At 38.7% G+C, this 19,319-nt stretch carries 15 protein-coding genes; 5 read left to right on the top strand and 10 right to left on the bottom strand.

Features of this window, described 5'->3' with window-relative positions; all coding sequences use genetic code 11:
• Positions 1–102: 102 nt before the first annotated feature.
• Entirely contained in the window at positions 103–1,035 is a 933-nt protein-coding gene (locus tag RGQ13_RS09325) for a LysR family transcriptional regulator (RefSeq protein WP_348393279.1), read from the bottom strand.
• Between the two features lie 184 nt (positions 1,036–1,219).
• On the opposite strand from RGQ13_RS09325, the gene RGQ13_RS09320 reads away from it, so the two are divergent.
• Positions 1,220–2,716 carry a DUF1214 domain-containing protein gene (locus RGQ13_RS09320; protein ID WP_348393278.1) on the top strand — a complete coding sequence of 499 codons (1,497 nt, stop codon included), beginning with the start codon at positions 1,220–1,222 and terminating at the stop codon, positions 2,714–2,716.
• Positions 2,717–2,922: 206 nt separating this feature from the next.
• Here the strand turns inward: RGQ13_RS09320 and RGQ13_RS09315 are convergent, their stop codons facing one another.
• The 9 genes from RGQ13_RS09315 to RGQ13_RS09275 all read right to left on the bottom strand — a co-directional run bounded on the left by RGQ13_RS09315 (position 2,923) and on the right by RGQ13_RS09275 (position 13,027).
• Positions 2,923–5,598 carry a LuxR C-terminal-related transcriptional regulator gene (locus tag RGQ13_RS09315; protein ID WP_348393277.1) on the bottom strand — a complete coding sequence of 892 codons (2,676 nt, stop codon included), beginning with the start codon at positions 5,596–5,598 and terminating at the stop codon, positions 2,923–2,925.
• Positions 5,599–5,788: 190 nt separating this feature from the next.
• Entirely contained in the window at positions 5,789–6,781 is a 993-nt protein-coding gene (locus RGQ13_RS09310) for an alpha/beta hydrolase (protein WP_348393276.1), read from the bottom strand.
• A 96-nt stretch (positions 6,782–6,877) separates the two neighbouring features.
• A complete protein-coding gene (locus tag RGQ13_RS09305; RefSeq protein ID WP_348393275.1) occupies positions 6,878–7,783 on the bottom strand; it encodes an alpha/beta hydrolase in 906 nt (301 codons plus the stop codon).
• Positions 7,784–7,919: 136 nt separating this feature from the next.
• On the bottom strand, positions 7,920–8,591 hold the full coding sequence (locus RGQ13_RS09300) for a nitroreductase (RefSeq protein ID WP_348393274.1): 672 nt from the start codon (positions 8,589–8,591) through the stop codon (positions 7,920–7,922).
• Positions 8,592–8,714: 123 nt separating this feature from the next.
• Entirely contained in the window at positions 8,715–9,857 is a 1,143-nt protein-coding gene (locus RGQ13_RS09295) for an acyl-CoA dehydrogenase family protein (RefSeq protein ID WP_348393273.1), read from the bottom strand.
• 122 nt (positions 9,858–9,979) lie between these two features.
• Positions 9,980–10,381, bottom strand: coding sequence for a MaoC family dehydratase (locus RGQ13_RS09290; RefSeq protein WP_348393272.1), 402 nt, complete (start codon positions 10,379–10,381; stop codon positions 9,980–9,982).
• 13 nt (positions 10,382–10,394) lie between these two features.
• The gene (locus RGQ13_RS09285) at positions 10,395–10,838 is read right to left on the bottom strand and encodes a MaoC family dehydratase N-terminal domain-containing protein (RefSeq protein WP_348393271.1); all 444 of its coding nucleotides are present in this window, start codon (positions 10,836–10,838) and stop codon (positions 10,395–10,397) included.
• Positions 10,839–10,904: 66 nt separating this feature from the next.
• On the bottom strand, positions 10,905–12,080 hold the full coding sequence (locus tag RGQ13_RS09280) for a lipid-transfer protein (RefSeq protein ID WP_348393270.1): 1,176 nt from the start codon (positions 12,078–12,080) through the stop codon (positions 10,905–10,907).
• A gap of 26 nt (positions 12,081–12,106) precedes the next feature.
• On the bottom strand, positions 12,107–13,027 hold the full coding sequence (locus RGQ13_RS09275; protein WP_348393269.1) for an SDR family oxidoreductase: 921 nt from the start codon (positions 13,025–13,027) through the stop codon (positions 12,107–12,109).
• A 314-nt stretch (positions 13,028–13,341) separates the two neighbouring features.
• Between RGQ13_RS09275 and RGQ13_RS09270 the strand changes: the two genes are divergently transcribed.
• From RGQ13_RS09270 to RGQ13_RS09255, 4 genes are all read left to right on the top strand, one after another.
• Positions 13,342–14,352: an AraC family transcriptional regulator gene (locus RGQ13_RS09270; protein ID WP_348393268.1), complete on the top strand. Its 1,011-nt coding sequence runs from the start codon at positions 13,342–13,344 to the stop codon at positions 14,350–14,352.
• Positions 14,353–14,579: 227 nt separating this feature from the next.
• The gene (locus RGQ13_RS09265) at positions 14,580–15,377 is read left to right on the top strand and encodes a hypothetical protein (RefSeq protein ID WP_348393267.1); all 798 of its coding nucleotides are present in this window, start codon (positions 14,580–14,582) and stop codon (positions 15,375–15,377) included.
• A 649-nt stretch (positions 15,378–16,026) separates the two neighbouring features.
• Positions 16,027–17,595 carry an arylsulfatase gene (locus RGQ13_RS09260; RefSeq protein ID WP_348393266.1) on the top strand — a complete coding sequence of 523 codons (1,569 nt, stop codon included), beginning with the start codon at positions 16,027–16,029 and terminating at the stop codon, positions 17,593–17,595.
• A gap of 158 nt (positions 17,596–17,753) precedes the next feature.
• On the top strand, positions 17,754–19,253 hold the full coding sequence (locus tag RGQ13_RS09255) for an arylsulfatase (protein WP_405054184.1): 1,500 nt from the start codon (positions 17,754–17,756) through the stop codon (positions 19,251–19,253).
• Positions 19,254–19,319: the final 66 nt, after the last annotated feature.

Here is a 19,319-nt window from a genome sequence, read left to right as displayed (position 1 = left end):
AGTTATATACAACTGAAGGCAGCAACGACTAGGGCACTAAAAAATTTTAATATATCTTTTTACCGACTTTGAAAATAGGCATGAGGATTAAAAAACATTGTTTTAGATATTCGCTTGCTTAACACAAGTTAAAATCACTTGTTTTATATGCTTAACTAGCCATTGATGCATAGGGTTTTGGCTTTTAATTTGTTGCAGGTAAATGGCAACTGAAACAGAAAAACGTCCTTTCGCCCATTCTGGGATCTCTTTATGTAAGTTTTCAGTTTGCGTACTGGCAGCTAACCCAGTTGAAATCAACAGAAGGTCACTTTCAGCCACGGTTTTAAATAAGCTGGCTATATGCTCTGAACGTAACGCAAACTTAAGTCCTAATGATTTTAATTCGGTCTGAACAATCGCTTGATACTCTGTTAATTCAGGAATGATTATTCCCGCCATTTGATAGTGACTGACCTCCTCAAGTGTGATCTCTTGCTCAAGAATTGGGTGCCCTTGACGCATTAAAAAGCAAGCAGGGTCTTGAGTTACCATCAGTTGGCGAATACCTTTACTAATGGGCAGAGGATAATGGTTAATACCGATATCAATATTCCCGTTTTCCAATTCTGCTAAGGTTGCTTGCGACCAATGGTGAATTTTAATTTGTGCTTTAGGCAACAAACGATGTAATTTAGACACTAAGCTTGGGCTAATACTATCTATAAGCCCACCCGACAAGGCAATTTTAATCGTATCGGTAAACAATAACGGATCAAATAATTCAGATGGAAAACAGTATTCTTCTAAGCTATTTAATAATGGCTCTATTTGTTCACCTAAACGTTCAGCTCTAGACGTTGGTGCCAATGTTTTACCAGTTATCACAAAAAGCGGATCATCCATTTCTAAACGTAGTTTATTTAATGCTTTACTAACGGCCCCTTGTGTCATGTTTAGATGTTTTGCTGCCTTGGTGATATTACGATATTGGTAGACAAAGTAAAAAGCCTTCAATAGATTCAAATTAAATTGGCCTAATAATCTATTTGGCATAACACTTCCAATCATATGGTTTGTGATTATATATTAGCTTTAATCGGTGATGCCGTAAACAGACTATTACCTTTGGCAATACCTCCTATTCCTGTAAATTCAAAGTTCAGTACTTATAATGGCCTCATTCAAAACGAGTTTGAAAAAATTACGTCTTAGCTGATAACATTTGAGGTCATTATTAATGAAAACTTTTACTAAATCTATCATCGCGGCTTTAACTGCTTCCCTTCTTTCTGCATCTTCTTTCGCTGGTACTCAAGCTGAAGAAGTACTGATTGCTGAAAAGTTAAGAGCGCCTACAGTGCAAGTGCAAGCTGCTAAGTTTGAAAACCTATCTATACTTGAAAAAGCTCAGTATCGTCGTGCCACAGAAGCAGTTGTTTGGTCAATGAACATGATGAATATCGAAGCGATGCGCTCTGGTTTGTTTGCTCTTGATAATGCCAATTACAACACGGTATTCTTTAACAGCCAGATACAAGATTGGAAATTGCAAACTACCACTACAAACAACACGACTCCGTATGTTATGGCATTCTGGAATGTTGAAGAGTCGCCAGTGGTTGTTGAAGTTCCTAAATCGGGTGGTACTGTAAACCTATTCGGTACGTTAATGGACATGCAGCACAAACCACTGGAAGATGTGGGTGCAAAAGGTTATGACCGTGGACATGGTGCTAAATACCTTATCATTTCTGAAAGCTACCAAGGCGCTATCCCGCGTGGTTACCGTGTACTAGTGCAGAAATCTAATGTAGGTTACGCCTTAATTCGTCCTATTATTCGCGGCGAAACACCTGAAAACTTAGCCGCTGCTGCTGAAGTGGCACAGAACATTAAAATTTACCCGTTAGACAAGCCTGAGCAGGTTGGTTCACATGTTGATATGTTTAACAAACATGTCGATGGCATACCACACTTTGATGCTCGTTTCTTCTCTGAACTCAATGATGTTGTTCAACGTGAAGTTATCCAGCCAGAAGATAAATCGATGTACGGTCTGTTGAACGAAATCGGTATTAAAAAAGGTGCTGAGTTCAAACCAACTGCTCGTCAACAGCAAATTTTTGAACTGGCTGCAAATGAAGCGCATGAGTACTTGAAAGAGCTTTACTTCAACAGCGGTATTACTGCGAGCTTCTACCCTGATCCATCTAACCAATGGCAGTTCATCGCTACTGCGGAAACGGTAGAGTCTGACTTTACTTATGATTTCAATACGCATATCGATATCGACTCTCGTGCAGCTACTTTTTATGCTTTGTACTCAAGTGCTAAAAATTGGAACTTCCATGATGCAGCTACGTTTTATCTGGGGTCTAATCGTGACGCTGATAACGACCAGTTAAATGGGTCTCAAACTTACACGCTAACCGTGCCAAAAGACGCACCTATCAAACACTTCTGGTCTGCTATTACTTATGACATGAATGATGCAACGTGGATGGATGGTTTACCTAAAGTGGGTGTGGCAAGCACTGATAGTGGCATTGTCGTTAATAAAGATGGTTCTGTGACTTTAACCTTTAGCCCGAACTTGCCTGCTGGTGTAAACGAAGCCAATTGGGTGCCAACAGCTGAAGGCGTTGATTATTTCGTATACTTCCGTACCTATGGACCAACGCCTGAGTTTTTCGCTAAAATGTGGGTGATCGATAGCATCCAGAAAGCGAAATAACTTAAGTTCAGCTTAAATAACAACCCAGCCCTTGCATAAGGTGAGGGCTTTTTATTAAATAAATCAAAGTTACTAATTTAATATGCTATAGCACCATTTGAGCTTAAAGGACGATGGATAGGACAGGATATCTTTCTTAGAATATGTTCAAATAAACATAACCTAAGGCCGGTTAAAACGCAGCTAAGCAACCAGCCTTTTTGTATTTAGATCAGTTTAAGTTCGTTTACCCGCACCATTGCCTGAGTGCGTTTTTTAACGCCTAACTTGCCGTAAATATTACCTAAATGCCATTTTATCGTACCTTCTGATACGAATAGATTGTCAGCAATGCTTCGGTTTGATTCACCATTTACCAGTAAAGAAATAATTTCAAGCTCTCTTTGTGTTAGCGGTTCTATTAATGGAATGACCGAGGTTTTGGCTTCCTTATTAATATCAATAACTGTAGTAGCCGATGGTAAAAGAAATTGATCTCCAACTGATGCTAATACTTGCTTTGCCATAATGGCACATTCGCCACCTTGTTTAGCTATATTTTGGATATAACTAAAGATTACTGGCCCTTCATCTATAAAACTACGCATAAAACCCAATGGTACAAATTGTTGCAAAAGGTCTTTTAACAAGCCTTCGGCTTTAACTTGGCTATTTTCAGAATGCAACTTTGAAACTAATAAAACTTTCAGTTTAAGCACCCGATAATGCCGTGAATCCAAAATAGCTAAGTCAATATCGGCTAGCAGTTGTGCCGCACTTGGTTCAGATTGGTTAAGTGCAATGTTAAGACGATATTTGGTAATATCTGCATGTTCAAGATCAGCAGGGATCAAATTAACTAAATTAATACTGTTTAACGACTCATCCTGCATTAAAGAAAATAGTAGCTGCTCAGCATGAACAAGGTTATTGCTTAAGGTAGCTAAACGAACCTGTTCCCAAAGAGCAATAACAACTAAGCGCGACCAACCTTCGTTATAACCACAGCGTTCGGCTTCCTCAAGTAAAGACACTGCTCTTTTAAAATCTTTTTTCGTTGCATAACAACGTGATAAAGTTATATAGGTCAACGCAACCAAATCTAAGGTTTTGTATTGCCTTAAATGAGTGATTTGGCCCTCAAGAATGCTTAGGGCATTATCGATATCGTTTTGTTCATACAACACCATAGCTCTTATTGGTGCCACCAACGCTTTATGAAAACCAAGCCGGGCTATATCGTCAATAAATGTTGCCTCAGTACTATTCAACTCTTTTAATGCTAACTCTAGCTGACCTTGAGACACATAAATCAAACTTAACATGAAATCAAAATACACTTCACTGATCAGGTTTGATTTGTTTTTACGCAACATAAATTGTGATTTAATCCATTTATCGGCTTTTGCAACTTTCCCGTTTAATAAAAATTTAAAAGTATTCAGATTAGCAAAACCTAATAACGAAAACGGATGATCTGAGCGCTTATTGTTGACTACTTTATCAATCGCTTGATTGAACGCCGGTATGTCATCTTTCATTAAATAAAACGAGAGTTTGGTTATGTCGTATGCATCAATTAACGGTAACTCTGCGCGTTGCTCCGAAGGCATTTCATCGAGTAAAGCCAATTTTTGTTCGGCATTACTGATATCAGCATTCAATATATTTGCCCAACAGCCAACAAAAATTATATTGGGATGACGCATTAGATCGACATTTTCTAGTTTATGGATCCAACGGGTAATTGCATTGATACGAGCATCAAACAACAAGCTGGCTAAATGCTTTTCCAATATCAAACAGGCAAAATCAATTTCATCTGCAGCAAACGCATATTCGATGGCTTCTTCATCATAACTATTATCCGCACACCATTCTGCCGCTTTTTTACAAACTTGCTGATAATATCCTGGACGGCTTAATTGCAGTTCACGGCGTAGTAATTCAGCAAATAGTTTGTGATATGAATACCACTGTCGCTGATAATCTATAGGTTGTAAAAACACGCCTTTGGCGAGAATTTCTTGAAGTATTTCCTGACTGTTTTCAATGCCAATTACAGCATTACACATTCTCACGTCAAATTTATTTAGACAACAGCTGGTAAGTAAAAAGTCAGAATGCTCGACAGGTAATGTTGAAAGAACATTTTGCACAACATAATCAGATACCAAAGGGTCGTTTAATAGCAGTTTAGGGATATTATCGGCATTTACATTTGAGTCACCAAACGCAAGGAAGCCCAGCTGCATGGCTGCGGGCCATCGTTGAGTGGCTGAAATAAAGGCCGTTTTAACGTCTTGTTGGGTATCATCCGTAAGTCTATTGTCGACAAAACACTGTGCTTCATCTTCTTGAAAGCATAAATCCTCTTGTTTAAATACTACAGCTTCGCCACTGAGCAGCATTCTACTCAAAGAAAAGTCAGGCATGCCCCTACAACTGATAATTGTTTTACAATCAGCGGGGACTAATTTAAAGCCGCGATTGATAAATTCAATCACTCCCGGTTCATTAAGCACTTCAAATTCATCGAGAAAAACATAAAATGGCTTCGGCACTTTTGCTATGACGTCCTGTAACCAGTGAAATGGTGATTCACAATGTTCAGGTACTTCAAAAGTGTCATCAAGGCCTCGGCTAACTAACCGAGAAAGGCTACGCAAATAAGGCGTTAAATCGTTGTCAGTTTCACTAAGAGTAAGCCAGGCAATATTTTCTTGCTGATCTTTAAGTTGCTGAAAGTATTGCCGCATAACAGTGGTTTTACCATACCCTGCAGGCGCTTGCAGAACGACAACTTTACAATGAGAAGGTAGATTATTGATCCGATCAAGAATTCGTTTTCGAACTATTGTGTCAGCACCAAGTTTTGGTGGAATTGTATTGCTTGTTAACATTTAAAATCCCATAAAATAGTGAACAATAGTGAACCTTTTATTCTATAATTAAACATTATTTATTTTCATCATTCAACAACTTAAAATTAATTTTATTGCTATCCATTTAGCTAGTTTGATTATAGCAGTACTTGTTCAATTTCAACTTGATAAGTGTCAATAATATGTTGATAATTTTTGTGTGACTTTATTATTGGTTGGCGATTTCATCGTTATTATCAGGCAAATGTTTAGCCATAAATTCAACCATCATATCTATCGCTTGCTTGCTTTCGGGCAACCAAGAAAATAATGGATGCACATGAGGCATGTCTTTCCAAATATGTAATCGTGCTTCAACACCTGCATCCACTGCTTTTTTCATCGCACTTGCTGAATGGTTAAAAATCAACTCGTTACTTCCCACATGGCATTGTAGTGGTGGAAATCCGTTATAGTCGGCATATAGTGGCGAGATCAAAGGATCTTTCTGATTAATCTCATTTGGTAAATATAAATTAATCATGGCTGCCAGAGATTGCTTGTTCAACATAGGATCGACTGACTCTAAGTTCGGCTCCAGCGCCATGAGATCTTCAATAGAGCAATTGGTACCAGGAGATAACAACACAGCCGCTGCAGGTTTCCTTTTCCCGGCATCTCGAATTTTTTGTAGTGTAGTCAAGGTTAAACAACCACCGGCTGAGTCACCGGCAATAATAATATTTTCTGCCTTGTAGCCTTGTTGTAATAACCAGCAGTAACTTTGATAACAATCATTCACGCCAGCTGGAAATGGATGTTCTGGAGCAAGGCGGTAATCAGGAACTAAAGCATTAGCATTGAGTTTACGACATAATTGGGCAACTAAAGCGTTATAAGTTTTTGGCATATGTATACAAAAGCCACCGCCATGAAAATATAGAATTACCCTTTGTGGTTGTAGTTTTGTTGTTGTAGTTAACCACTGAGCGGAAACGCCATTAGCATCAACCTCAGCTATTTGCATATCAGTAACGCTTCTGCCACTTACAAAGTCTACTTTGCTGGCAAATTGTCTAAATTGATCGATATTAAATGGTTTATTCATGTGTCGCTTAACAAAGCAACGCATTAAATCATTGGTTCGTCGCGCCTGCCAACTCACCTCATCGTTCACATAAACCTGTGATGACAAAGGATAATCCTCAATTACTTTTTCCATTAGTCCATTTCCCTCTAATGTTAAGCCGCTAATTTGCTATGTTTAAACGTCTAGCAGATTTTTCTGGCGGTTTTATAATGAATTGTGTCGATGTTCTTAAACGTTTATTGCTTTTATAAATTGGCCAATGCGTTTAATTGCGGTCCGCCCTTCGGGCAAACCAACCGCGGCAATATGCCAACAACTTGGTACGTCTTGCCAAACATCCAATGTAGCCATTCCGCCCGCTTCAGCTATCGACTCACTCAGCCTGATCGAGTCATCGAGTAGCATTTCGCTGTCAGACACTTGCAGTAGCACAGGTGGTAATGAGGATAAATCTGCTAACAGCGGTGATACTTCTGGTGAAGATGCTTCGATACTTTCAGGTAAGTAGTATCCAATACCGCGTTCGAATACCGCCGATGTATTACAACAGTCTATGTCTTTTAAGGTAAACATAGAATTTGATGAAAGGGTAAGATCGTATAAACCTGACAAACCAATAACTGCCTGTGGCTGGGCTTTGTTTTGATCTCGCAAAGTAATAGCAAGCTGTATTGCCATCCCTGCTCCAGATTGATCGCCGGCAATATAAAGGCCATTATCTGCTTCTACTGTTGTCAGTAAATATTCATATACTGATTGCACGTCATTTTGAGCTGCCGGATATGGGTGTTCAGGGGCAAGGCGAAAATCAGGTACTACAACGGTCAATGATAATATTTTAGCCAACTCACACGTTACACCGCGGTGACTTAATGGCGAGCCCAATGAAAAACAACCACCATGAATATAAAGAAGAATGCCCTTTGGCTTACTTTGCTCTGGATATATGACTTCACAAGGCACGCCATTTATGACTTGTTGCTCAAGTACAAGAGAACGACACGGAGATGGCATAAAGGTATTGATTACGCTATCAAGCTCTTTTCTTGCCTGTTCTAGCTTTAAATCGCCATTAAACCGAGGTTTATACATGACTTTTAAATACTTTTTTAATAAAAAATTTTGAACACTCAATGCAATAACCTTAAGTTGAAAGCCCTACAATCGACTAACCGCTTTGTCAGACTATTTAATAAAGTGTTAATTTTGCAGCGTTAAAGGGCGTTCAGCAATGACAATAAGACACTTAAAAATCAACAAATTCACTCTATCAAGATAAGAACGTAACGCTGTCTGATAGCATCGCCCTACTTGTTCGAGCATTGTTAGCAAGTTGGCTTTTATCTTCATAACCAAACGACAGGCCGACCAAAACACCCATAGATTCAGGGATGTTTAACGTATCTTTAATTATTTGAGGATAAAAACTTAGTGCTCCCTGAGCACAACTACCAATACCGAAGGATTCCATGATTAACATGAGTGACTGTAGATAGATGCCAATATCTAAAGCGTTGTTAATTTCAAATGATGTTGGCATACAAATAATCGCAACATGTGGCGCGCCAAAAAACTCATAATTTCTCAGTAATGCTTGTTTACGTTCGGCTTTATTCCCACGTTCAACCCCCATGGCATGATAAAGTGCTTTAGCACACTCTATTTGCCTGACTTGATGCTCGCCTTTAAAGTCTGAATAATACTGAAAATCACTTTCTGGTTTTGTATTAGTCATCACTGTATTGACTAAGTTTCGTTTTAAATTGTCTTTAACATTTGCTGAAGCAACGAACGTTTTCCATGGTTGAGTATTACAATTAGATACAGCGTGCTGGGCAAGGGTAAAAATTTCTTCTAAGAGCTCTGGCGTAACTTCTTTGTTCAGAAAACCACGCACAGAATGGCGTTGCTTCAACAGTTGTTTAAGAACGGTAGATGGCATGTTTTTCTCTCTAATTTTAAAGCTGCGAGTTTAAAACCTCGCCAACCGAGTCAACTGGGCTGCGAGGTTAATCCTTGCCTACTACGTTATTGGTTGGCGGGACTTTAGTTTCGAACAATTTTTTTATTCGCTAAAAATTGCTCTGGCAATGATCAATTTCATAATTTCAGAGGTTCCAGCAAAAATTCGTGTAATACGAGCATCGGCAAAAACTTGTGAAATTGGGTACTCATCCATATAGCCCGCACCGCCATGTAATTGCACCCCTTCATCGGCAACATCACATAACAGTTCACTGGTTAACAATTTCGCCTGCGACGCACCAACACTGTCATGATCACCACGATTGATATTTGCTACCAGGGTATCGGTATAGGCGATTGCCATATCAATACGAGCACGTAACTCTGCCATTTTAAATTGCGTATTTTGCATAGCCGATAATGGCTTACCAAATACTTTTCTGTCTTGAACAAAATCTTTGGTTAGCTTAAACGCGTATTCAGCAGTACCAACGTTCCATACCGCACAAATTAGGCGTTCTTCAGCTAAACCGCCCATCAAGTACTTAAAGCCCTGGCCTTCAACCCCAATAAGGTTTTCTTTTGGTACTTTTACGTTATCAAAAAACAATTCTGCCGTATCTTGTGACTTCATTCCCATCTTTTTAAGGTGTGCACCACGTTTAAAGCCTTCCCAGTTCGCTTCAACTACAAACAAGCTTATTGCATGTGGAACAGTAGGTTCTGTACGAGCTGCAACAACAAAAATATCGCCACAAATACCATTTGAAATGTAGGTTTTGTTACCATTAAGAACATAATGGTCACCGTTATCAACAGCTGTTGCGCGCATACCAGCTAAATCAGATCCTGCATCAGGCTCGGTCATCGCTACGCCTAATATATACTCACCGGTGATTGCTTTAGGAATGTATTTTTCCTTTAGATAATCACTGCCGTGATTCATAATATATGGAGCAATGATAGTGCTGTGTAACTGCGGCATAAATCCGGTTTCACCACAAAGGCCTATTTCTTCGGAAATAATTTGCTGAAAACGAAAATCGTCAATGGCTAATCCACCTAATGATTCTGGCGCTTGCGGGATCAAAAAGCCCATTTCGCCAGCTTTTAAGTAGACTTCGCGCGGGACAATACCGGCTTCGCGCCATTCTTCTCTATGAGGAACAACCTCTTGTTGAAGAAATGCTCGAAAAGAGTCCCTAAACATATTGTGATCTTCATCAAAATTATAACGTTTCATTGTTAATCCTATATTTAAATCTGAAAAATGATAATGCTGGCATTAACTGAGAACGTAAAACCAGCATGATACCAATCTGCATAAAGATATAGTCATTCTTTATGCAGAATGGTATTAAGTATTTATAAAGCAACTATCGCTTCGCCAATTAAAGATTGTGTGCCATCTTGCTTGCACGCTTGAATTGCTACACGAGCACATTGCTCATCATTATGAGTGATTAGTTCAACCACCTCACCAGAGCAGGTGATAACATCTTTTAATTGAGTGATGGCAGCAAATTTGTTACTAAACTTACGCAGTTGCGATTGTGGTTGCCAGTTAGTCAATAAACGACCTAAATACGCCATTGATAACATACCGTGGGCAAATACATCTGGCATACCTGCTTTTTTGGCAAAATCGCTATCGATATGAATTGGGTTATGATCGCCCGAAGCACCTGCATATAAAGCAAGAGTAAAACGGCTAATTGGTGGTAAAGTTAGTTCAGGTAACTTAGTACCTACAGTAATATTCGTCATGATAATCCCCTGCTTAAACGTTACGGTATACAAGTGTTACACTTGCTTGCGCCATTAACTCACCGTCTTGATTTGTGTAGCTATTCTCCATAACTACAAACTCAAGAGCGCCGCCTTTTTTGTCAAAAATATTTTTTAACTTTGAGCTGACAGTAATCGTATCACCGGCATGAATTTGGCCAAAATAATTGAACTCTTGCGTGCCGTGTAATACACGACCGATATCAAGATTTAGTAAACCTATTACAGGTAACAGCTCTGGACCTTCCATATCTAATGAGAACGGGAATGTAGGCGGAGCTGGCAAAGCTTTGTAACCAGCAGCAATAGCCGCTTCTTCATCGATATAAATTGGATTAGTTTCACCAATTGATTTGGCGAAAAATTTTAATCGACCTTTTTCAACATCAACCTTAAAGCTATCAAATTGATGGCCTATTTTTGTTTTATCTAACATCATGTTTCCTAAAACTAGCGCGATTTAATCGCGCTATAAGTAATTCATTGATACCAATTGGTATCACTATAAAGCGCGGTACATAGTAACGACTGCAGCGCCACCTAAACCTAGGTTATGTTGTAGGGCAATATTTGCACCTTCAACTTGACGTTTACCCGCTGTACCGCGTAAATGCCATACCAATTCAGTACACTGAGCTAAACCGGTTGCACCTAAAGGATGACCTTTTGACATTAATCCACCTGATGGATTAACCACTACTTGGCCGCCATAGGTATTCTGCTTATCATTAATGAACTTTTCAGCTTGACCTTCACCACATAAGTCTAACCCTTCGTAGGTAATAACTTCATTTGGTGTAAAACAGTCATGCAGTTCAACAACATCAACCTCTTCTGGCCCAACACCTGCTTGCTCATATACTTGACGAGCGGCTTCTTTAGTCATGTCACTACCAATAATTCTCATTGGATCGGTCCATGTATCAGCAATATCGGTGATCATAGATTGACCAATGATCTCAACGTTCGCTTTGATATTGTGTTTTTTAGCAAACTCTGCTGAACAAACAACTACCGCTGCTGCACCACAAGTTGGTGGACACGCCATAAAGCGCGTTAAGTACGGTGGGTAAATTGTTGGTGCTGACATTACTTCATCAAGAGTCATTTCATTGGCAAATAATGAGTACGGGTTGTTCACTGCATGAGAGCGAGTTTTAACCGATACCTTACCGAAGATGTCTGGATTGGCACCGTACTTGTCAATATAGGCAGTACCGGCTTGTCCAAACATTTTAAGAGCAAGTGGTCCTTGATGACAATCAGCTACTTCATCTAATTTTTTTAATACATTATCAAATGGAGATTCACGATCGTCCCAATGAGATCCAAGAGCGCCTGGCTGCATTTCTTCAAAACCAAAGGCTAAAGCACAATCAACTGCACCTGAGGCTACCGCTTGACGAGCTAGAAACAGTGCCGTTGAACCTGATGAACAGTTATTGTTTACGTTTATTAATGGGATACCTGTCATACCAACATCGTATAAAGCATGTTGACCACAACAACTGTCACCGTAAACATAACTGGCATATGCTTGTTGAACTTGCTTAAATTCGATACCAGCATCTTTAACTGCGTCTTTAATAGCTGAACTTGCCATTACTCGATAAGGTTGTTGTTGACCTGGTTTACAAAACTTGGTCATGCCAACACCGGCAACTCTTGCATTATTCATAATTTTTTCCTAATTAACTTTTATATTTATTTTTTAGCTGCGAGTAAGTCAATACCAACCATTTTACCAACAGCGTTAAATGTACTTACGATACTTTCCGCTGGTGCAGAGTTACTAAAGTCACAAATGGCATCCCATTTAGACGCAACATCTTCAGCGCTAACATCTTTATCAACACCAAAGGCATAACCTTCACTACGTTCTACTCGAACTTTTGCGAACCAGCTGGCGCCTACTTCATAAACTCCACCTGTGTCTTTGTTATCTTCACTACATAGTTTTACTACTAGTGGTACCACGTAATCTGGAGAGGTTGCTTTTAAGATATCTTCGCCCCAAATCGTTTCTGTTAATCGAGAGCCAGCAATAGGTGCAATAACATTTACGTGAACATTTTTGCGAGCGCCTTCAATGGCCAACGTTTTACCTAAGCCCAATAATGCAGATTTTGCAGAACTGTAGTTTGCTTGACCAAAGTTTCCGTAAATACCAGCTGCAGAAGTGGTAAAAATAACTCGACCAAAGCCTTGGTTAACCATGTAAGGCCATGCTGCCTTAGTAAGTTTATAAGCACCGTCTACGTGAACTTTATAGATAAGTTCCCAATCAGTGTCTGACATTTTAGTGAAACTAGAATCACGTAAGATACCGGCGTTGTTTACTAAAATATCAACACGACCAAAGTTATCAATTGCGGTTTGTACAATCTTTTCACCAAACTCAACTGAATCATAGTTTGCTACTGCATCACCACCAAAGGCTTTAATTTCAGCTACTACTACATCTGCTGCAGAGCTACTTGCTCCTTCACCAGCACCACTACCACCTAGATCATTTACTACAACTCGTGCACCACGCTTTGCAAATTCAATAGCATACGCTCTGCCTAAACCGCCACCTGCACCAGTAACAATAACTACCTTGTCAAAAAATTTAATGTCGCTCATAAAGAATCACCTTGTATAATTGTTGTTTTTAAAATTAAACGTTTCATAGATGCGGTAAATATTGAACAGTTTGCAGTAATTCAACAATGACAGAAAAGTACTTTAAAATTAGCAAAAATGTGACAATTGACGATAATCATTAATAATATAAACAGCTTATTGCATTATCTGATGTTGTCGTTATAGTATGCGCCAACATAATACCTTGTAATCGAGTTGCTCTAATTTAACGGTAATATTTTTGTTATATTAGAATGGCTACTTATATTGGAAGGTTTGTTTCTGTTGGCTTCGATAAATTTACGGGTGAAAGCATGGAAAAAACGACTATATTGTGTCATTACGTTAAGGCATTAATGGCCAGTCTAGAAAGAAATGGTCATGACCCTATACCACTATTGCACTATGCTGGTATCCCTTTAGAAGTGGCCGAAGATGCCAATGCCCGAATTCCTTATCGTAATTTTATCAAGCTCATACGTAAAAGCGTGGTAACAATGCAAGATGAATATATGGGCTTAGTAGATCCTGCTGTACCTCTTGGTTCATTTTTCTATGCCGGCCATCTATTTATTGGTGCGCCAAATTTAAAACGAGCACTAGAGTTGGGCATTGGATATTACCAACACATAAGTGATGCCTATGAACTTAACATGATCGAAGAAGGTGATATTGTTCGTTTAGAAGTAAAAATAGCAAAACCAGAGTTCGACCCGGATCATCTATTTGCAGAATTTGTTCTTTGTGCTTGGCACAGAACTGCTTGTTGGTTAATCAGTAAAAATATCATTTTAAAAGAAGTAAATTTTGATTTCTCTGCCCCGGATCATGAAAGCGAATATCGCTATTTATTTCCATGCCCGAGAAACTATAATCAAAGTTGTTTAAGTTTAAGTTTTAGTACTGATTATATGTTTATGCCAATTACCCAAAACTCAGTAACTGTAATGGATTACATCCGAAAATCACCTGAGAATGTATTGCTTAATCCTGTAGAAGATGACAGTTACAGTACAAAAATACGGCTGGAGATTGAAGCTTGTGAAAATAATAGCTTTCCAACCTTCGAACTTATTGCTGAAAAGTTTTTTATGACTCCAAAAACATTGCGAAAAAAACTCAAAAGCGAAGGCGTGACCTACCAAAAAATTAAAGATATTATTCGCCGAGACATCGCTATTTATCATCTAACCCAGCATAAATGGTCAATAAGCGAAATAGCCATTAAAATAGGCTTTAGCGAACCTGGTGCATTTATTCGTGCTTTTAAAGGGTGGACTGGTGTTACCCCAAGAGCTTATCGAGAAACTGACAGCGAAAGTTAAACTGTTTCACGGTTAAAATAGTTTCTATACTAATAACAAAGGGATCTAAGATCCCTTGCTTTATATAAAGATTGATACTCATCACTCTAAACCACATCTGCAAACTTATGCTCTACCCTCCCTCACTATATAAAAAATTTATACTACTACTCATTTTAATTATTTCAACAATATGATTTTAGGCAATACAATCAGGGCAATTAGATTGATGTACACAGGAGTTTTTTATGAAAACTATAGCAAAATTATCTATTGGCCTGATGGCCATTTTAACAGCCCATTCAACAACGGTATTGGCTGAAGAAGAAGTTCAGGATATGTCGGATCCACTTGCCGTTTATTCGCAATTCGGTGCTGGTGTTACCAATAAAGGCTTAAACCTAAAATATGGACAAAGTTACGATACTGGTAACCCAAATACGTTTGGAATGAATGTACTTGAATTAAAAGGCCTTGGAGGTGAAGACTTAGGTTGGGATAACAACGCAGTTAAAGATAACTCTGTTGACTCATTTCGTTTTCGAAACTTTCAAGTAGACATGACTAATGGTAGAGGTTCTCAACTAGATATATCTTTAGGTCTAGATGCAAATGCATTAGCCGACGAATCTGGTTCAGTGTCATATTCATTCATTCAAGCATTACCAAAGTTTGGTAAGTTAAGCCTCTTCCCATTAGCAGGTGTTGGTGCAGGTATTGCAAACAATGCTCTTGAAGATGATGGCACGGTTGATAGTGGCTACTCAGTTCAAGGAACTTATTACCTTGTTGGTATGTATTCAAAATACGCAATTACTGATAAATTATGGGTAAACTACAATCCATTTTATCTGGAAACACTATCGGGCTCAGATGTTTATCAAAATAATGCATATGGTCAAGATGAAAGTTCAATCTTAACCCACGAAGCTTCAGTAGGTTATCAGTTCACACCTAGATTTAACCTTAGGTATTTTGCCAACTGGAACGAAAATGTGTCTTTTGACAATGGTGATCATAGAATAGAATTTAATTATCAATTCTAGCTAACTACCATCAGAATTATTTTTTAACAACCATAACCGCTGTATAGCAATGTTTAATCGATTATAAGGAGCCGAAATTTCGCAGAATTTTACTGAAACACTTTGGCTATTAAAACAATTAACACTTGCCAATAAAATTATTTTTTAACACATTTAAGTGCTCTTTTGAGCACTTTTTTTTACTTAAGGGATGGCTTAAGTTCTGAACTTCAAAAAGATGGAATGTCAATCATCATAAACCGTACATCCTCGCCAACGACATTGATCCATCTATTATAACTCCTACATTATTTGACAAACATACATATTAAGTATTAATGCATGCTTTTTTAAAATTCATTGTCCATGTTGAATTATAAATAACGCCTCTAAATTTGAACTATCTACAAACCAACTAAATAAGCAAGACTTATTTTGATATTCTTTTAAAATGATACCTAACAAAAACAACAAACCCAACCCACTGTAATACATGACAATTTCATTTACAAAAAACAAATTGAGAAATGAGCCCCACAGGTACTATAAGATATATTTATACTAGGTGCGTTTCGTTTAATTTCAAAAATTTTCTCAATTTAGTTAAAGTTCTTTTCGAAATCAGTTATCAGTTAACGCTGCTGACATCCAACTTACTAAGGGTTTAATTATGACTTTAAATAGCAAATTAACAAAATGTGCCATAGGCCTAGGGTTGCTGGTTACATCAGCTGCTAGCATGGCGACTACAGATACATCAAAGCCAAACATTCTTGCCATTTGGGGTGATGATATCGGCATTTATAATATTAGTGCGTATAACCACGGCATGATGGGTTATCAAACACCAAACATCGATAGAATTGCCGATGAAGGTGCTTTGTTTACCGATCAATATGCTCAACAAAGCTGTACCGCAGGTCGTTCTTCTTTTATTTTAGGTCAAGAACCTTTCAGAACCGGTTTAATGACCATCGGCATGCCAGGTTCAACCCATGGTATTCCTGACTGGGCACCAACAATGGCTGATGTTGCTAAAGATAACGGCTATATGACTGGCCAATTTGGTAAAAACCATTTGGGCGATCAAGACAAGCATTTACCAACCAAACATGGTTTTGATGAGTTTTTTGGTAACCTTTACCACTTAAATGCTGAAGAAGAGCCGGAAACGTACTATTACCCGAAAGATCCAGAGTTCAAGAAAAAATATGGCCCACGTGGTGTACTACACACTTATGCCGACGGTCGTATGGAAGATACAGGTCCATTAACCAAAAAACGTATGGAAACAGCTGATGAAGAGTTTTTAGGTGAAACATTAAAATTCATCGACAAAGCACATAAAGCCGAAAAACCATTCTTTATTTGGTACAACAGTACTCGTATGCATGTTTGGACGCATTTACAAGAAAAATGGCAAGGTAAATCTGGCATTAGCATTTATGCAGATGGCATGTTGGAGCATGATGAACAAGTTGGAATCTTGCTAGACAAACTTGACGATTTAGATATTGCTGATAACACCATTGTTATTTACACAACTGATAACGGCGCAGAAACATTCACTTGGCCAGACGGTGGTAACACCCCATTCCATGGCGAAAAAGGTACTACTTATGAAGGCGGCATGCGTGTTCCACAACTTGTAAGATGGCCTGGCACAATTAAACCTGGTTCAAAGGTTAACGCGATGATGTCTCATCTTGACTGGATGCCTACTTTGGCCGCAGCAATGGGTAATGACACCTTAGTTGCAGACCTGAAAAAAGGCGATGAGATCAATGACAAAAATTGGCGTGTTCATTTAGACGGTTTCAACTTCAAACCATTCTTCGAAGGTAAAATAGATGAAGCACCTCGCGATACTATTATGTACTTTAGTCAAACAGGTCAATTAAACGCGATTCGTTGGAATGACTGGAAAGCAAGCTTCGCATTGGTAAAAGGCGACATGGCTCGTGGCATACGTGAAGTACCAGCATGGCCGCAATTAGTAAACTTGCGTGCTGACCCGTTTGAAAAAGGTCCTACAGAGTCTTCAATGTATATTCGTTGGATGGTTGATAACATGTGGGCATTTGTACCAGTAAGCGGCAAGGTTCAAGAGTTCCTGGGGTCACTAGAAGGATACCCAATGCAAGCTGGTCAGAGTTTTGGTGCTGCAGATATTGACTACACAACATTACAAATGAAAGCGTTTGTAAACAAAGTTCAAACTGAACTTGCTGACAAATAATATGAGTACATCCTAATTAAATATAGCCCTGATAAGTTTTTGAACTTGCAGGGCTATTTTTGTATTTTATTTGCCCATAAATCGATAACTTTACATCCTTAGACTATAGTTAATTTGAATAAAACAAACATTTAACCATAGATAAATTAAGGGTACTTATGAAAAGAAGTAAGAAATTTTTTTTAGGGATGAGCATGTTGATTCTATCAACTTCTGCGTTCGCAACCACAGACACCTCCAAACCCAATATTCTTTCAATTTGGGGCGATGATATTGGACCATTTAATATTAGCGCATATAATCGCGGCATTATGGGCTACAGAACTCCAAATATCGATCGCATTGCCAATGGTGGTATTTTGTTCACAGATTCTTATGGCGATCAAAGCTGTACCGCAGGTCGTGCAGGTTTTATTACTGGCCAGCACCCTATTCGTACCGGTTTGACAAAAGTTGGCTTACCAGGTGCAAAAGAAGGCATAAGTAAAAAAGATCCAACTATTGCAGAGCTATTAAAACCTCATGGTTACATGACTGGCCAATTTGGTAAAAACCATTTAGGCGATCAAGATGAACATTTACCAAGTAATCATGGCTTTGATGAGTTTTTTGGTAACCTATATCACTTAAATGCTGAAGATGAACCAGAACATCCTGATTACCCGAAAGACCCAGAGTTTAAAAAACGCTTTGGTCCGCGTGGCGTTATTAACTCGTTTGCTGATGGTAAAGTAGAAGATACAGGGGCATTAACTAAAAAACGTATGGAAACCATTGATGAAGAAGTATTGGCTAAAACATTAAAGTTTATCGATAAAGCCCATGCCGCCAAAAAGCCTTTCTTTGTCTGGTTTAATACCACTCGCATGCATATTTGGACCCGATTAAAGCCTGAATCTCAAGGCGTAACCGGTCAAGGAATCTATGCTGATGGTATGGTAGAGCATGATGGCCATGTTGGCCAATTACTTGACAAACTTGATGCTCTTAAAATAGCTGATAATACCATTGTTATGTATACCACTGACAATGGAGCTGAATTGTTAGCATGGCCCGATGGTGGTTACACGCCATTCAGGGGAGAAAAGAATTCTAACTGGGAAGGTGGTTACCGCGTCCCTATGATGGTGAGTTGGCCAGGTAAAATTAAGCCCAATCAAGTGTCTAATGAAATTATCTCTTTACAAGACTGGATGCCAACTATTTTGGCTGCTGTAGGTGATACCAACATTAAAGCAGATCTTAAAAAAGGTAAAACCGTTGCAGGAACTAAATATAAAGTACATTTAGACGGTTTTAATTTCTTGCCGCACTTCTTAGATACGTCTAAAGAAGGACCGCGTAAAGAGTTTATCTACTCATCAGATACCGGAGAAGTAGTCGCTATTCGTGATGGTGATTATAAAATGGTGTTCAGAGCACAGGCTTGTCATGGATTGGAAACTTGGATATGCCCTTGGAAAGTGTTGCGTGCTCCAAAAATGTATAACTTGAGAATGGACCCTTACGAACGTATGGACCATGAAGCGAGTAATTACGGTCAATGGTATATGGAACATATGTTCTTGATGGCACCATCGATGTATAAGGTGGCCAAGTTTAAACAAACCTTTAAAGACTTCCCGCAACGTCAAAAACCAGGAAGCTTTGTACCATAAATAAAAACATTGAAAGAACGTTAAGACCATCATTGGTAACAATGATGGTCTTTTTATCCAAATTTA

This window comes from Thalassotalea psychrophila, assembly GCF_031583595.1.
GTDB lineage: Bacteria > Pseudomonadota > Gammaproteobacteria > Enterobacterales > Alteromonadaceae > Thalassotalea_A > Thalassotalea_A psychrophila.
This window is presented reverse-complemented; position numbering and strand designations above follow the sequence as displayed.

Excerpts from the sequence above, each read along its gene's own strand:
- RGQ13_RS09325 (WP_348393279.1), bottom strand. The coding sequence starts at position 1,035 with ATGCCAAATAGATTATTAGGCCAATTTAATTTGAATCTATTGAAGGCT.
- RGQ13_RS09320 (WP_348393278.1), top strand. The coding sequence starts at position 1,220 with ATGAAAACTTTTACTAAATCTATCATCGCGGCTTTAACTGCTTCCCTT.
- RGQ13_RS09315 (WP_348393277.1), bottom strand. The coding sequence starts at position 5,598 with ATGTTAACAAGCAATACAATTCCACCAAAACTTGGTGCTGACACAATA.
- RGQ13_RS09310 (WP_348393276.1), bottom strand. The coding sequence starts at position 6,781 with ATGGAAAAAGTAATTGAGGATTATCCTTTGTCATCACAGGTTTATGTG.
- RGQ13_RS09300 (WP_348393274.1), bottom strand. The coding sequence starts at position 8,591 with ATGCCATCTACCGTTCTTAAACAACTGTTGAAGCAACGCCATTCTGTG.
- RGQ13_RS09295 (WP_348393273.1), bottom strand. The coding sequence starts at position 9,857 with ATGAAACGTTATAATTTTGATGAAGATCACAATATGTTTAGGGACTCT.
- RGQ13_RS09290 (WP_348393272.1), bottom strand. The coding sequence starts at position 10,381 with ATGACGAATATTACTGTAGGTACTAAGTTACCTGAACTAACTTTACCA.
- RGQ13_RS09285 (WP_348393271.1), bottom strand. The coding sequence starts at position 10,838 with ATGTTAGATAAAACAAAAATAGGCCATCAATTTGATAGCTTTAAGGTT.
- RGQ13_RS09280 (WP_348393270.1), bottom strand. The coding sequence starts at position 12,080 with ATGAATAATGCAAGAGTTGCCGGTGTTGGCATGACCAAGTTTTGTAAA.
- RGQ13_RS09275 (WP_348393269.1), bottom strand. The coding sequence starts at position 13,027 with ATGAGCGACATTAAATTTTTTGACAAGGTAGTTATTGTTACTGGTGCA.
- RGQ13_RS09270 (WP_348393268.1), top strand. The coding sequence starts at position 13,342 with ATGGAAAAAACGACTATATTGTGTCATTACGTTAAGGCATTAATGGCC.
- RGQ13_RS09265 (WP_348393267.1), top strand. The coding sequence starts at position 14,580 with ATGAAAACTATAGCAAAATTATCTATTGGCCTGATGGCCATTTTAACA.
- RGQ13_RS09260 (WP_348393266.1), top strand. The coding sequence starts at position 16,027 with ATGACTTTAAATAGCAAATTAACAAAATGTGCCATAGGCCTAGGGTTG.
- RGQ13_RS09255 (WP_405054184.1), top strand. The coding sequence starts at position 17,754 with ATGAAAAGAAGTAAGAAATTTTTTTTAGGGATGAGCATGTTGATTCTA.